General features: G+C 70.4%; 18 protein-coding genes. 8 read left to right on the top strand and 10 right to left on the bottom strand.

Features of this window, described 5'->3' with window-relative positions; all coding sequences use genetic code 11:
• Positions 1–100: 100 nt before the first annotated feature.
• The 6 genes from PCA_RS12210 to PCA_RS12185 all read right to left on the bottom strand — a co-directional run bounded on the left by PCA_RS12210 (position 101) and on the right by PCA_RS12185 (position 4,190).
• Positions 101–436, bottom strand: a complete 336-nt coding sequence (locus PCA_RS12210) for a DUF2946 family protein (RefSeq protein WP_181302894.1) — start codon at positions 434–436, stop codon at positions 101–103.
• 288 nt (positions 437–724) lie between these two features.
• Complete coding sequence (gene lptB / locus PCA_RS12205; RefSeq protein WP_181302893.1) at positions 725–1,444, bottom strand: LPS export ABC transporter ATP-binding protein; 720 nt, start codon at positions 1,442–1,444, stop codon at positions 725–727.
• Positions 1,445–1,446: 2 nt separating this feature from the next.
• On the bottom strand, positions 1,447–1,935 hold the full coding sequence (gene lptA / locus PCA_RS12200) for a lipopolysaccharide transport periplasmic protein LptA (RefSeq protein ID WP_343204445.1): 489 nt from the start codon (positions 1,933–1,935) through the stop codon (positions 1,447–1,449).
• A gap of 22 nt (positions 1,936–1,957) precedes the next feature.
• Positions 1,958–2,566, bottom strand: coding sequence for an LPS export ABC transporter periplasmic protein LptC (gene lptC, locus PCA_RS12195; RefSeq protein ID WP_343204444.1), 609 nt, complete (start codon positions 2,564–2,566; stop codon positions 1,958–1,960).
• Positions 2,563–3,111, bottom strand: a complete 549-nt coding sequence (locus PCA_RS12190) for an HAD hydrolase family protein (protein ID WP_181302891.1) — start codon at positions 3,109–3,111, stop codon at positions 2,563–2,565. The genes lptC and PCA_RS12190 overlap by 4 nt, the downstream gene beginning before the upstream one ends.
• A 68-nt stretch (positions 3,112–3,179) precedes the next feature.
• A complete protein-coding gene (locus PCA_RS12185; protein WP_181302890.1) occupies positions 3,180–4,190 on the bottom strand; it encodes a KpsF/GutQ family sugar-phosphate isomerase in 1,011 nt (336 codons plus the stop codon).
• Positions 4,191–4,335: 145 nt separating this feature from the next.
• Here PCA_RS12185 and PCA_RS12180 point away from each other — a divergent pair, with 145 nt between their 5' ends.
• From PCA_RS12180 to PCA_RS12165, 4 genes are all read left to right on the top strand, one after another.
• Positions 4,336–4,578: a BolA/IbaG family iron-sulfur metabolism protein gene (locus tag PCA_RS12180; RefSeq protein ID WP_181302889.1), complete on the top strand. Its 243-nt coding sequence runs from the start codon at positions 4,336–4,338 to the stop codon at positions 4,576–4,578.
• An 88-nt stretch (positions 4,579–4,666) separates the two neighbouring features.
• On the top strand, positions 4,667–5,926 hold the full coding sequence (gene murA, locus PCA_RS12175; RefSeq protein WP_181302888.1) for a UDP-N-acetylglucosamine 1-carboxyvinyltransferase: 1,260 nt from the start codon (positions 4,667–4,669) through the stop codon (positions 5,924–5,926).
• Between the two features lie 27 nt (positions 5,927–5,953).
• Positions 5,954–6,304 (top strand): hypothetical protein, encoded by a 351-nt coding sequence (locus PCA_RS12170; protein WP_181302887.1) that lies wholly within the window; start codon positions 5,954–5,956, stop codon positions 6,302–6,304.
• Positions 6,301–6,621 carry a hypothetical protein gene (locus PCA_RS12165; RefSeq protein ID WP_181302886.1) on the top strand — a complete coding sequence of 107 codons (321 nt, stop codon included), beginning with the start codon at positions 6,301–6,303 and terminating at the stop codon, positions 6,619–6,621. The genes PCA_RS12170 and PCA_RS12165 overlap by 4 nt, the downstream gene beginning before the upstream one ends.
• 3 nt (positions 6,622–6,624) lie before the next feature.
• Here the strand turns inward: PCA_RS12165 and PCA_RS12160 are convergent, their stop codons facing one another.
• The 3 genes from PCA_RS12160 to purM form a co-directional block, all read right to left on the bottom strand.
• On the bottom strand, positions 6,625–7,329 hold the full coding sequence (locus PCA_RS12160; protein WP_181302885.1) for a DUF3108 domain-containing protein: 705 nt from the start codon (positions 7,327–7,329) through the stop codon (positions 6,625–6,627).
• A gap of 35 nt (positions 7,330–7,364) precedes the next feature.
• Positions 7,365–8,024 carry a phosphoribosylglycinamide formyltransferase gene (purN, locus tag PCA_RS12155; protein ID WP_181302884.1) on the bottom strand — a complete coding sequence of 220 codons (660 nt, stop codon included), beginning with the start codon at positions 8,022–8,024 and terminating at the stop codon, positions 7,365–7,367.
• Between the two features lie 234 nt (positions 8,025–8,258).
• The gene (gene purM, locus PCA_RS12150) at positions 8,259–9,293 is read right to left on the bottom strand and encodes a phosphoribosylformylglycinamidine cyclo-ligase (protein ID WP_181302883.1); all 1,035 of its coding nucleotides are present in this window, start codon (positions 9,291–9,293) and stop codon (positions 8,259–8,261) included.
• Positions 9,294–9,458: 165 nt separating this feature from the next.
• Between purM and PCA_RS12145 the strand changes: the two genes are divergently transcribed.
• The 4 genes from PCA_RS12145 (at position 9,459) to PCA_RS12130 (ending at position 12,796) form a co-directional block, all read left to right on the top strand.
• Entirely contained in the window at positions 9,459–10,439 is a 981-nt protein-coding gene (locus PCA_RS12145; protein WP_181302882.1) for a DUF2066 domain-containing protein, read from the top strand.
• A 25-nt stretch (positions 10,440–10,464) separates the two neighbouring features.
• A complete protein-coding gene (locus PCA_RS12140) occupies positions 10,465–11,658 on the top strand; it encodes an AI-2E family transporter (protein ID WP_181302881.1) in 1,194 nt (397 codons plus the stop codon).
• Positions 11,655–12,341, top strand: coding sequence for a DnaA regulatory inactivator Hda (gene hda, locus PCA_RS12135; protein ID WP_181302880.1), 687 nt, complete (start codon positions 11,655–11,657; stop codon positions 12,339–12,341). Before PCA_RS12140 ends, hda begins: the two co-directional genes overlap by 4 nt.
• A gap of 200 nt (positions 12,342–12,541) precedes the next feature.
• On the top strand, positions 12,542–12,796 hold the full coding sequence (locus PCA_RS12130; RefSeq protein WP_181302938.1) for a DUF2164 domain-containing protein: 255 nt from the start codon (positions 12,542–12,544) through the stop codon (positions 12,794–12,796).
• Positions 12,797–12,809: 13 nt separating this feature from the next.
• Here PCA_RS12130 and PCA_RS12125 read toward each other — a convergent pair whose 3' ends face one another.
• Positions 12,810–13,613, bottom strand: coding sequence for an inositol monophosphatase family protein (locus PCA_RS12125; RefSeq protein ID WP_181302879.1), 804 nt, complete (start codon positions 13,611–13,613; stop codon positions 12,810–12,812).
• Positions 13,614–13,691 lie beyond the last annotated feature (78 nt).

Here is a 13,691-nt window from a genome sequence, read left to right as displayed (position 1 = left end):
TGGAAAATCCTGGATGCGTTTCAGCAGCCGCAGCGGCATGCATCCGCACGCGCGATGGCGGGTGCGAACGGGGCGGGCGGCATCGGAATGCAGGCGTCGTTCAGACGACGACGCGGGTGCCGATCGGCTGCGCGGGCGGGCCGCGCGCGTGCTTGCGCCAGATGACGAGGTTCGCGATGTGGCGCCCGGCGGGCCGTACGGTCATCGCCGCCGCAGGCACGGCTGGCACGGTGAACGCCACCGTGCCGCTGTCCACCGCGCCGTGCGACATCAGCGTGCAGTAGCTGCACACGTCCACGCCGTGTCCGGCGTGCGGGTCCGGTTGGTCGCCGTCGGCGTGCCCGTGGTGCGGGGCCGCCATCGCCATCGCCATGGGTGCGGCGGGCAGCAGGCGGGAGATGCTGGGCGCCACCAGCAGCAGGCCCATGGCGAGCATGGCCAGCCAGGCAAACGGGCGGTGCCGAGCGCTTCCGCGAACCACGTCGATCTCCCAGTATCCGGAGCGATGGTATCGCCGCGGCGACGACGCCAGCCGTCGCTGCGGCAATGCGACACGCGAGCGGCGGGGCGCGCTGGCGCGGTCGTTCAAGGCTTGCGGAGGCGTGTGCGAAAACGGCGTGTTTGCGGGCGAGGGCGACGATGTTGCGGGCCGCCACGTGCCTGCCTCGGCGCGCAGGCATCGCAGCGCTTCGGGGAGTCGCCACGCGAGGGGCGGGTGCGCGAATTACAGCTTGAATTCGCGGCCCAGGTAGACCTCGCGCACCTTCTCGTCGGCGAGGATGTGGGCCGGGGTGCCGCGCGACAGCACCTCGCCCTCGTTGAGGATGTAGGCGCGGTCGCAGATGCCCAGCGTCTCGCGCACGTTGTGGTCGGTGATCAGCACGCCGATGCCGCGTTCGCGCAGGTGGCGCACGATGCGCTGGATCTCGCCCACCGAGATCGGGTCCACGCCGGCGAACGGTTCGTCCAGCAGCATGTAGCGCGGGTTGGCGGCCAGCGCGCGGGCGATCTCCACGCGGCGGCGCTCGCCGCCGGACAGGCTGATGCCCTTCTGGCCGGCGATGTGGGCGATCTTCAGCTCGTCCAGCAGGCTTTCCAGTTCGGCGTCGCGTTCCTGCGCGCCGAGGCCCTCGCGCAGTTCCAGCACGGCCATGATGTTGTCCGCCACGCTGAGCCGGCGGAACACCGAGGCCTCCTGCGGCAGGTAGCCGATGCCCAGGCGTGCGCGCATGTGCATGGGCAGGCCGGTGATCTCCTGCTTGTCCAGCTTGATCGTGCCGGCATCCGCCTCGATCAGGCCCACCACCATGTAGAAGCAGGTGGTCTTGCCGGCGCCGTTCGGGCCGAGCAGGCCCACCACCTCGCCTTCGCGGATGGAGAAGGCGAAGTCGCGCACCACCTGGCGCGCCTTGAAACTCTTCTGCAGACCTTCGGCCGACAGCATGCTTACTTGCCGCCCGCGGCCGGCTTGGCCTTGGGCAGGATCACGCCGTGCACCAGGCCGTCGCCGGCCGAGTCGCCGGTGATCTGGCTGGTGTCGGTGTTGTAGGTGAGCTTGTCGCCGTGGAACTCGCCGCGGTTCTGCTGTTTCACCGCCGCGTTGCCGGTGAGCACGGCGATGCCGTTGATGTTGTCGTAGTTCAGCGTGGCGGCGTCGCCGGTCATCAGGTTGTTCGCTTCGTCCAGCTGCTGGATGTGCGCCGGCTTGCCGGTGACCACCACGCGCGAGATCTGCTGGTCGGCATCCAGGTGGATCTTGGCCTCGTCGCCGGTGATCAGCAGGGTGCCCTGGGTGATCTTCACGCCGCCCGTGAGCGTGGTCACGCTGTTCGGCGCGTTGTAGGCGTCCGTGTGCCTGGCCTGGTAGGCCATCGGCTGCTGGCGATCGGACTTCTTCGCCAGCGCCAGCGCGGGCAGCAGCGCCAGTGCAGCCACCGCGCACAGGCCGGCGGCAAACTTACGACTTGCGCTTGCGCGGCGGGAACGAGCCGTGGCTGTCATCGAGCAACTCCAGGTGATTGTCGTTGAGGTCGGCACGCATGCCGACCCCGTTCATTCTACTGTCGCCCTGCGTCATCTGCGCCGGGGCGTCGGTCGCCATGCGGTTTTCCCTGGGCCACACGGTGGCGTCGGCGGTGACCAGGTCGGCGGGCGGATTGTCGGCCCAGGCGGGGCGGTGCATGGTCACCGGGCCCTGCAGCTTGATCAGGGTGCCGCCCTTGTCCACCCAGCCGTACAGCGACTGGCCGTGCCATTCCGGCACGCCGGGCTTCTTGGCGGACAGGTCGAACACCGGCGAGTTGATGTACAGCGAGTCGTCGCCCTCGCGGCGCTCCAGGTGCGGCGACTGCATGCGGAACGCGAGCGCGCCTTCCGGGTTGTAGGACCACAGCTTGAAGTTGGTCAGCGTGTAGCCGGAGCGCGGCGGCCCCACGAAGTCGTTGGGCTTGGCCGTCGGCTCCATCCACCACAGCAGCAGCTGGGCGAGGCCGGCGGCCAGCGCCACGGTCACGATCGCGCTGGCCAGCTTGCGGTCGCGCAGCCAGCGGCGCAGGCGGCCGATCACTGCCAGCGCTCCCGCTCCGCGGCGGCCAGGCCTTGCGCGTGCAGGATCAGGTCGCAGACCTCGCGCGCCGCGCCCATGCCGCCGGTCAGGCGGGTCCGCCAGTGCGCGGCCTCGGCCACCCACGGGTGGGCGTTCGCCACCGCCACGGCGAGGCCGGCGATGCGCATGGGCGGCAGGTCGGGCAGGTCGTCGCCGATGAAGGCGGCCTGTTCGGGCGCAAGATCCAGCGCCTCCAGCAACTGCCGCAGGCAGGCGCGCTTGTCGGCCTGGCCCTGGTAGACGTGGGCGATCTCCAGTTCCTCGGCGCGCAGCGCCACCGGGCGGCTGATCCGCGCGGTGATCAGCGCCACCCGCACGCCGTTCGCCTGCAGCCGCTTCAGCCCCAGGCCGTCGTGCACGTGGAACACCTTGGCCTCGTGGCCGTCCTCGCCGTACCACAGGCGACCGTCGGTGAGCGTGCCGTCCACGTCGAACGCGGCCACGCGGATTTTCGCGGCGCGGGCGAGGACATCGGGCGGGATGTTGGAGAGGTGGGAGGTGGGCACGGGTCGTGGTTCTGGATGGGGCAGGATCAAGAGCGGCTTGCCTGATGGGTCTGATTCACCAAGGCGAATCAGACAACACGCGCCCGGAGCAGATCATGAATGTTCAGCGCGCCGATCACCCGGCGCTCGCCGTCGACCACCAGCAGGGCGTGGATCTGGTGCTTCTCCATCAGCTGGGCGGCCTCGGAGGCCAGCTTGTCGGGGCCGATGGTCTTGGGGCCGCGGGTCATCAGTTCGGCCACGCTGGCGCCGCGCAGGTTCACGTCCTCGTCGTCCAGCGCGCGGCGCAGGTCGCCGTCCGTGAACACGCCGAGCAGGCGGTCGTCGGCATCCACCACGGCGGTCATGCCCAGGTGCTTGCGGGTCATCTCCACCAGCGCGGCGGTGAGGCTGGCGTCGGGCGGCACGCGCGGCACGTCGTCGCCGCCGTGCATCACGTCGCTGATCCGGAGCAGCAGGCGGCGCCCCAGGCTGCCGGCCGGGTGCGAGCGGGCGAAGTCGTCCGAGGTGAAGCCGCGCGCTTCCAGCAGCGCGATCGCCAGCGCGTCGCCCAGCACCAGCGCGGCGGTGGTGCTGGTGGTGGGGGCCAGGCCCAGCGGGCAGGCTTCGCTGCTGATGCTGCCGTCGATGTGCACGTCGGCCTGGCTGGCCAGCGAGGAGCCGGGCTTGCCGGTGAGCGCGATCAGCGGGATGCCCTGGCGCTTGATCATCGGCAGGATGAACAGCAGCTCGTCGGTTTCGCCGGAATAGGACAGCGCCAGCACCACGTCGTCGGGCTGGATCATGCCCAGGTCGCCGTGGCTGGCCTCGCCGGGGTGCACGAAGAACGCCGGGGTGCCGGTGGAGGCCAGGGTGGCGGCGATCTTGCGCGCCACGTGGCCGGACTTGCCCATGCCGGTGACCACCACGCGGCCCTGGCAGGCCAGGATCAGCCGGCAGGCCTCCACGAACGCGGCATCGACCCGCGGCCCCAGTTCCGCGATCGCCGCCGCCTCGGTGGCGATCACCGCGCGGGCGCTGCGCAGGACGGCGTCGGGCTGCGGTTCGATGGCGGCGTGCGGGGCGGGGCGTGGGTTCATGTCGGCTCGATGCGGAACGGAGGCTGCCGGAACGGGGCCGCTGTCGTTTCTGCGACAGGGGATTTCCATTACCATGGCATATTCGCATTTTAACGTCACAAGCCAGCGCGATGCCGCGTTGCGCCCCTCTTTTCGTGGAAGCCCGATGGACCCAGCACGCATCCAGACCCTGATCGAAGCCGGCCTGCCCGGAGCGCGAGTGGAGGTCGGCGGCGACGATGGCGTGCATTTCGAGGCCACCGTGATCTCCGCCCAGTTCGCCGGCAAGCTGCCGATCGCGCGGCACCGGCTGGTCTACGCCACGCTGGGCGAGCTGATGGGCGGCGCGATCCACGCCCTGGCGCTGAAGACGCTGACACCGGAGGAGGCGGGAATCCGGGAATCGTGATCCGGGATTCGCAGTAGCCGAATCCCGACCGGGCCCCGTCCCCGCTTTTCCCGATCCCCCATACCGAATACCGAATCCCTCAGAAACAATGGCCAAGATCCTCATCAACGGCGGCGTGCCGCTCCAGGGCGAGGTGGGCATTTCCGGCGCGAAGAACGCCGTGCTGCCCATCCTCGCCTCCTGCCTGCTGGCCGACGCGCCGGTCAGCATCGGCAACGTGCCGCACCTGCACGACGTCACCACCTTCATCGAATTGCTGGGCCAGATGGGCGTGCAGCTGGTGCTGGACGACCGCATGAAGATCCACGTCGACCCGCGCACCACCAGCACCTGCATCGCACCCTACGACCTGGTGCGCACCATGCGCGCGTCCATCCTGGTGCTGGGCCCGCTGGTGGCGCGCTTCGGCCAGGCCGAGGTGTCGCTGCCCGGCGGCTGCGCGATCGGTTCGCGCCCGGTCGACCAGCACATCCGCGGCCTGCAGGCGCTGGGCGCCGAGATCACCGTGGAGAACGGCTACATCAAGGCGCGTTCCAGGCGGCTCAAGGGCGCGCGCATCGTGATGGACATGGTCACCGTCACCGGCACCGAGAACATCCTGATGGCCGCCACCCTCGCCGAGGGCACCACGGTGATCGAGAACGCCGCGCAGGAGCCCGAGGTGGTGGACCTGGCGCACTGCCTGATCTCGATGGGCGCGCAGATCGAGGGCGTGGGCTCCTCCACCCTGGTGATCCACGGCGTGGAACGCCTGCACGGCACCGACTACAAGGTGCTGCCCGACCGCATCGAGACCGGCACCTTCCTGGTCGGCGCGGCGATGACCGGCGGCAAGGTGCGCGCCCGCGGCGCCCGCGCCAGCACCATGGAAGCGGTGCTGGCGAAGCTGGAGGAGGCCGGTGCGCAGGTCTCCAGCGGCGAGGACTGGATCGAGCTGGACATGGGTGGCCGCCGTCCGAAGGCGGTCAGCATCACCACCGCGCCTTACCCCGCGTTTCCCACCGACATGCAGGCCCAGTTCACCGCGCTCAACTGCGTGGCCGAGGGCACCGGCGTGATCACCGAGACGGTGTTCGAGAACCGCTTCATGCATGCCCACGAACTGCAGCGCCTCGGCGCCGACATCCAGCTCGAAGGCAACACCGCGGTGATCAAGGGCGTCGACCACATGAGCGGTGCGCCGATCATGGCCACCGACCTGCGCGCCTCGGCCTGCCTGGTGCTGGCCGGCCTGGTGGCCCAGGGCGACACCACGGTGGACCGCGTCTACCACATCGACCGCGGCTACGAGAACATCGAGGAAAAGCTCGGCGTGCTCGGCGCCCGCATCCGGCGGTTGCCCAACTGACGGGATTCGGGGTTCGGGGGGCGGCGCATGGGGTACTACTGGCGGGCGAGGAACATTCCCGAGCTGCAGGAAGTGCAACCCGCCGACCGGCACGAGTGGTGGCAGGTGGCCCGGGGGCGCGTCTGGCGGGGATGGATACAGTGGACCTGCGTGGCGGCCGGGGCTTTGGCCTACGTCGGCGCCAGGCAGCTCGACGACACGCTGCACCTGAATCCGTTCGCGGGCCTGCTCGTCGTGCTGGTGGCCGCGGGGCTGGTCGGAGGTTCTTTTGAATTCTTCTGCGTGCAGCCGCGCGCCCGGCGCTGGCTGCGCGAACACCTGCACGAGTTCCGCACGGACGACGGCGATGCCGGGGCTACCGGCGCGGTGCGCCGATGACGATCTACTGGCGACTGCGGGATATCCCCGAGTTGCGCGGCGTGTCCCGGTCGCGGCGGCGGCGCCTCTGGCGCGAGGCAGGGAGTCGCAGTTTTTCCGTGCACTCGATGGGGCTGAGGTTGGCGGTGATGCTGGCCTTCGCCGGTTTGTCCATCCTGCTTGGACATCTGCTGTGGCCCGGATGGTTGATCTCCGCGTACGCCATTCCGGGCATCTTGCTTGCCGGTGTGTTCAACGACCATGCCGTGGCCCAGCCAGCCGCCCGCCGCTGGCTGCGCGAGCACGCGCATGAGCTGGACCGCTACGCGTCAGCGTGACGCCTACGGGCGGGAGAAGCTTTCCAGCTCCAGCACCAGGTCGCCGCCATCGTGCTGGGCCAGCTTCACCGGCAGCGGGTAGCGGCCGGGGGCGTACCAGGCGCTGAATTCGCGGGCGGCGTCGCTGCGTTCCACGCGCTGGGTCTTGAAGCTGCCGGCCGGCACCTGGACGGTCTCGCTGCCGGCGACCTTGAAGTCTTCCGTCTCCACCTTCTGGCGCACCGCCACCGGCAGGCTGATCTGCCGGCCGCCGCCGGCCAGCGCCAGGCCCACCGCCAGCGGCAAGGTGTTGCGCTCGACCATGCCCGGCTGGGCGGGGTAGGTGTTGACGCCCTTGCCCTCGTCCACGCTCACCTGTTGCTTCGGCCAGTCCACGTGCAGGTGGCGCTGCTTGTTCTTGCCGGCGGCGACGAGGCGGTAGTCGTAGCCGATCGCCTCGGGCACCTTGCCTTTCCAGCGGAAGCTCGACGTTTCCTGCGTGCTGGCGCCGAGCAGGGCGGCGAGGCCGCCGGTGCCCTTCACGTCCTTGCGGTAGAGCCAGGTGCCGTCCGCCCCGGGGCGCAGGGTCACGGTGGCTTCGCCCATGGGCTGGCCGCCCTGGGTGACCTTGTAGTGGGCGGTGAACGCGGCCGGGACGGTGGCGGCGAGGGCGCTGCCGGTGGTCAGCAGCAGGGCGACGGTGCAGGCGAGGACGGTGCGCGGGTTCATCGGCCGAGTCTGCCCGGCGCCAACTGAACCGTTTGTCACTGCAGGCCGTGTTCGCCCAGCCGCAGCGGGGCACGCAGCGGCTGGCCGTCCAGCAGCACGCCGGAGTCGCCCAGCGCGAGGCGGCGTGCGGCCAGCAGCGCCACCACGGCCGGCAGCAGGCGGTGTTCCAGCGGCAGCAGGCGGCGGGCGAGGGTTTCCTCGTCGTCGCCGGCCTCGACGGCCAGCCGGGCCTGGGCGATCAGCGGGCCGCCGTCCAGTTCTGCGGTGACGAAGTGCACGCTGGCGCCGTGCTCGGCATCGCCAGCTTCCAGCGCGCGGCGGTGGGTGTGCAGGCCGCGGTATTTCGGCAGCAGCGAGGGATGGACGTTGACGATGCGGCCCGCCCACGGCGCCAGCACGGCGCCATCGATCACCCGCATGAAACCGGCCAGCACCAGCAGATCGGCGCCGCTGGCGGCGATGCGGGCGAACAGCTCGCGGTCGAACGTCGGGCGGTCGGGGTAGCTCTTCGGGTTCAACGCCAGCGTGGGGATGCCGGCATTCTCGGCCAACCGCAGCGCGCCGGCGGCGGCCTTGTCGCTGGCCACCAGCACGAACTCCACCGGCAGCGTGCCGTCATCGCGCGCGGCGATCAGTGCGGCGAGGTTGCTGCCGCGACCGGAGGCGAGTACGGCGATGCGCAAGGGTGGGTGCATGGATGCTCGTTGACTTGAAGCCGTTGGCCGCGGGCGCAGGTGGTCGATGCCGGGGGCGATGTCGGGAGGCCCTTCGACTTCGACCCTTCGGGTCTGCGCTCAGGGCGAACGGTGCGGATGGGGTTCGGGTCTGCGTGCAGGGCGGATGGCGTGGGTGGAGTCCGGGTCTGCGTGCAAGGCGGATGGCGTGGGTGGAGTCCGGGGCTAGTACGTCGGGGGCGGCATCGATGGGGTTCAGCCGATATGGACGCGCTCGTCGCCCGCGGCCTCGACCACCCCGCCGATCACGCGGCTGGCGAGGCCGTGCTTCGCCAGCAGGGCCGAGGCCGCCGCCACGGCGTCGTGCGGCAGGATCACGGTGAAGCCCACGCCGCAGTTGAAGGTGCGCCACATTTCCTCGCGCGCCACCTTGCCTTCGCGCTGCAGCCAGTCGAACACCGGCGGCAGTTCGATGCTGGCGGCGTCCAGCGCGAGGCCGAGGCCGTCGGGCACCACGCGGATGATGTTTTCCTTGAGGCCGCCGCCGGTGATGTGGGCCAGGCCGTGGATCGCGTGGGCCTGGGCGGCCAGCAGCGCCAGCATCGGCTTCACGTAGATCGTGGTGGGGGCCAGCAGCGCGTCGGCCAGCTTCGTGCCGCCCAGGTCGAGGTCCAGCGGGCTGCCGGCGCGCTCCAGGATCTTGCGGATCAGCGAATAGCCGTTGGAATGCGGGCCGCTGGAGGCCACGCCCAGCACCACGTCGCCGGCCACGATGCCGTCGCCGGAAAGCAGTTCGGACTTCTCCACCGCGCCCACGGTGAAGCCGGCGAGGTCGTATTCGCCGGGCGGGTACATGTCGGGCATCTCGGCGGTCTCGCCGCCGATCAGGGCGCAACCGGCCAGTTCGCAGCCTTTCGCGATGCCGCCCACGACGGCCGCGGCGGTGTCCACGTCCAGCTTGCCGGTGGCGAAGTAGTCGAGGAAGAACAGCGGCTCGGCGCCCTGCACCAGCACGTCGTTCACGCACATGCCCACCAGGTCGATGCCGATGGTGTCGTGGCGGTTCCACTGCTGGGCGAGCTTGAGCTTGGTGCCCACGCCGTCGGTGCCGGAGACCAGCACCGGCTCCTTGTACTTGCCGCCCAGGTTGAACAGGCCGCCGAAGCCGCCCAGGCCGCCCATCACCTCGGGACGGCTGGTGCGCTTCACCAGCGGCTTGATGCGTTCGACCAGGGCATTGCCGGCGTCGATATCGACCCCGGCGGCGCGGTAGGTGAGGGCGTCGGACATGGCGGGAACCGGCGGTGGGGAAACCGGTGATTCTACGGCATGCGGGGCTGCGGCAGGGCGGAAGCGGACCGGTCCAGGGGCCGGCGGCATGGACGCCGGCAGGGCGATTGGGCAGACTTCCGCCGTATCCCCCGCCCAAGTGTCCCGCCGATGCGCCCGTCCCCGATGCGTCTGCTGCGCCTGTTCTCCCTCGTCCTGCTGCTGGGCTTCGCCGCGCCGCCTGCGCTGCGCGCGCAGAGCGCCTCGCCGTATTCGGTGACCGTGCCGGTGCCCGATACCAGCGACACCCAGCGCAGCGATGCGTTCGCCACCGCGCTCAGCCAGGTGCTGGCGCGGGCGGCGGGCGGCCAGGATTTGCGCGGCAAGCCGGGTTACGACGACGCGCTGAAGAACGCCGCCTCGCTGGTGCGCCACTTCCAGTACGCCCGCGCCGCCCCCGGCATGAGCCTCGCCGTGGACTTCGAGCCCGGCGCGGTGCGCCACCTGGTCTCCTCGCTGGGCGTGGCGGGCAGCGTGGGCGCCAAGCCGCCGGTGCTGTTGATGGTGCGCGGCAGCGACGGCCAGCTGCTGGACAAGGCGGCGCTGGCCAGCCTCGCCGCTGCGGCCACGGCGCGCGGCTACGGCGTGGCCTACGTGGATCCGGCGAACGCGCCCGACCCGGCCAAGGTGGATGCCGCCGACCCCGCCACGCTGGCGGCGATCAACCAGCAGTACCACACCGGCCTGGTGCTGCTGGGCAGCCTGCACGACGGCGATGCCGACTGGACCCTGGTCTCCGGCGGCAAGGCGCAGCACTGGAACGACAAGGCCGCCACCGAGGACGCGTTGCTGGCCGGCGCCGGCAACGGCATGGCCGCGCGCATCGGCAGGCAGCTCAACGTGATCGGCGCCGCGGTCAGCGACGGGAAGCTGTGGGTAAGCGGCTTGAAGAGCGCGATGGACTACGCCGGCCTGCTCAACGTGCTGCGCGCCGATCCCTCGGTGCGCGGCGTGGTCACGCTGGGGGCGGAGAACGACGGCATGCTGTTCGCGGTGAAGTCGGCGATGCCGGCCGATGCGCTGGCCGCCAACCTCGCCGCCAGCGGGCGGTTGATCAGCGGCCCGGCGCATGCGGGCACGGATGCCAGCCTGCGCTGGCTGCACTGATGCGCAAGCGCCACGGGACGCCCTCATGCTGACCCAGGAAAACCAACGCCGCTGGCAGTTGCTGGTGATACTCGCGGTCATCGGCTTCCTGCTGTGGCGGCTGTCGCCGATGCTGATGCCGTTCGTGGTGGCGGCGATGCTGGCGTATTTCGGCGACCCGCTGGCCGACCGGCTGGAACGCATGCGCATGAGCCGTACGCTGGCGGTGAGCATCGTGTTCCTGGTGCTGTCGCTGCTGCTGGCCGGCGCGCTGCTGCTGCTGATCCCGCTGATCTCGCACCAGATCGAGAACCTGATCCAGAACGTGCCGCGCTACGTGGACTGGGCCGAGCACACCGCGTGGCCGTGGCTGCAGACGAAGCTGCATCTGGACCCGCGCACCTTCGACAGCGACCGCATGATCGCCACGATCAAGGAACACATAGGCTCGGTGGGCGGCATCGCCGGCCAGGTGCTGGGCAAGGTCTCGCGCTCGGGCCTGGGCGTGGTGCTGTGGCTCACCAACCTGGTGCTGATTCCGGTGGTGGCGTTCTACCTGCTGCGCGACTGGGACCGCCTGGTGGCCGGCATCGACCGCGTGCTGCCGCGTTCGATCGAGCCCACCATCGCCTACCTCGCGCGCGAATCGGACGCGGTGCTGGGCGCGTTCGTGCGCGGCCAGTTGCTGGTGATGCTGGCGCTGGGCGTGTTCTACGGCGGCGCGCTGTCGCTGATCGCGGGCCTTTCGGTGGGCGTCTTGATCGGCCTGGTCGCGGGCCTGCTCAGCTTCGTGCCCTACCTGGGCTTCATCACCGGCTTCGGCGCCGCGATCATCGCCGCGCTGGTGCAGTATGGCGACTGGACGCACGTGCTGATCGTGTGCGCCGTGTTCATCGTCGGCCAGTTGCTGGAAGGTTACGTGCTGGTGCCCAAGCTGGTGGGCGAGAAGATCGGCCTGCATCCGGTGGCGGTGATCTTCGCCGTGCTGGCCGGCGGCGAGCTGTTCGGTTTCATCGGCGTGCTGCTGGCGCTGCCCGCGGCCTCGGTGGTGATGGTGCTGCTGCGCTACCTGGTGGATCGCTACCACCAGAGCGACCTGTACACCGAGGAGGGCGAGGCGGACCCCGCGATCCACGAAACGGAAACCGACGTGGAAGTGACGGTCAGCACCGACGCCGGCACGGTGAAGACCGAAACGGTGGTGGAAACGCCGCCGCGCGAACCGCCCGCGAAGCCGTGATACCGCAGCTCCCGCTCGCGCTGCGCTGGCCGCGTCGCCAGCGCTTCGAACATTTCCATGCCGGCGCCAACGCCGCCGCGCTCGCCGCCGTCGAGGCGCTGGCGCGCGAACCCGGCGCGCCGTGGGTATACCTCGACGGGCCGGCGGGCAGCGGCAAGAGCCACCTGCTGATGGCCGCCTGCCAAGCCGCCGGCGAAGCCGGCCGCGCCGTGCAATACCTGCCGCTGGCGCGCATCGCCGACCGCGCCGCCGCGATCCGCGGCGTCGCCGGCGGCGCACTGCTGGCGCTGGACGACCTCGGCGCCCTCGCCGGCGAGCGCGCGGCCGAACACGCGCTGTTCGACCTCTACAACCGCGCCAGGGCCGAAGGCGCTGCCCTGCTGTTCGCCGCCGAAACCACACCCCAGCAACTCGGCCTCGGCCTGCCCGACCTGCGCTCGCGCCTCGGCGCCTGCACCCGGTTCGCGCTGAAGCCGCTGGACGACGCCGAGCGCCGCGCCGTGCTCAAGGCCCAGGCCGGCCTGCGCGGCATCGAACTGGACGACCCCGTGCTGGACTGGCTTTTCGCCCGCCACACCCGCGACCTGGGCGCGCTGCTGGACCTGCTCGACAAGCTCGACCAGGCCTCGCTGGCGGCGCAGCGGCGGGTGACGATTCCGTTCCTGCGCGGGTTGCTGAAATAGCCGGCAAGACGGCCCGGTCGGCGGCCATGCCCCGCCCGAAACTCCGCTGATGCCGGGTACTGCCCATGACGGCAAGCAAAGTCGAGGCGCTTGCGGCAAGCCATCCTTCGACTTCGGCCCTGCGGGCCTGCGCCCGGGACGAACGATGCGAGTGCTGGCACAGTGCCGCTGCCGAATCAGAAAAGATGGTGGTGAAAACGATGCCCGAGATCCAGTTCAGCAGCGACGAGAAGGAAATCATCGTGCGCAAGATCAAGCTCTACTTCGCGGAGGAGCTGAAGCAGGAGATCGGCCGCTTTGATGCGGAATTCCTGCTGGATTTCTTCGCGGGCGAGATCGGCCCGTACTTCTACAACCGCGGCCTGTACGACGCGCAGGCCATCCTCTCCGGCAAGCTGGACGAGCTGGGCGAGGCGATCTACCAGCTGGAGCGGCCGACCGAGTTCCGCCGCTGAGGCGGCGCGCCGCTCAGGCCTTCAGCAGGTCCGGCGTGGCGTGCGCGCCGATGACGTCGGTCATCGCCTTCGCCACGTTGAGGTTGCCGGCGATGATGTTGCCGCTTTCCGGGATGCCGTCGCGGCCGGCGAAGTCGCCGTAGCGGCCGCCCGCCTCGTGCACCAGCAGCACGCCGGCGGCGAGGTCCCAGGGCTTGAGGCCGATCTCGAAGTAGCCGTCGTAGCGGCCGGCGGCGGTGTAGGCGAGGTCGAGCGCGGCGGAGCCGGAACGGCGGATGTCCTCGGCCTGGCCGAGCAGGGCGCGGGTCATTGCGAGCTGGGCGTCCAGGTGCTTGCGCTGGCGGTAGGGGAAGCCGGTGGCGATCATCGCGCCGCCCAGGTCCTCGCGCTTGCCGACGCGGATGCGGCGGTCGTTGAGATAGGCGCCGTCGCCCTTGCTGGCGGTGAACAGCTCGTTGCGCAGCGGGTCGAATACCACGCCGTAGACCGGCACGCCCTTGTCCAGCATGGCGATGGAGACGCTGAAATGCGGGATGCCGCGCAGGTAGTTGTGGGTGCCGTCCAGCGGGTCGATCACCCAGGTGAGCGGGCCCTTGCCGACGGCGCTGCCCTCTTCGCCGATGATGGCGTGGTCGGGGTAGGCGCGGCGCAGCTCCTTGACGATCTCGGCCTCGGCCAGCTTGTCGACCTCGGAGGCGAAGTCCATGCGCTGCTTCTCGACGACGGTGAGGCCGTCGATGCGATTCATGTAGCGCAGGATCACGTTGCCGGCGGCGCGCGCGGCGCGCACCGCGATGGTGATGGCGGGTCGGGTCATGGCTTGGGCTGTCGAAAGAGCGGATTGCGGCCGGCGATTCTAGCAGAGCCCGGCCGTGCGCTGCGGGTGTTGCCGTAT

The sequence above is a fragment of the Rhodanobacter sp. PCA2 genome (assembly GCF_013620825.1).
GTDB lineage: Bacteria > Pseudomonadota > Gammaproteobacteria > Xanthomonadales > Rhodanobacteraceae > Rhodanobacter_A.
The sequence above is the reverse complement of the archived record's forward strand: the minus strand, read 5'-3'. Positions and strand labels throughout refer to the sequence as shown.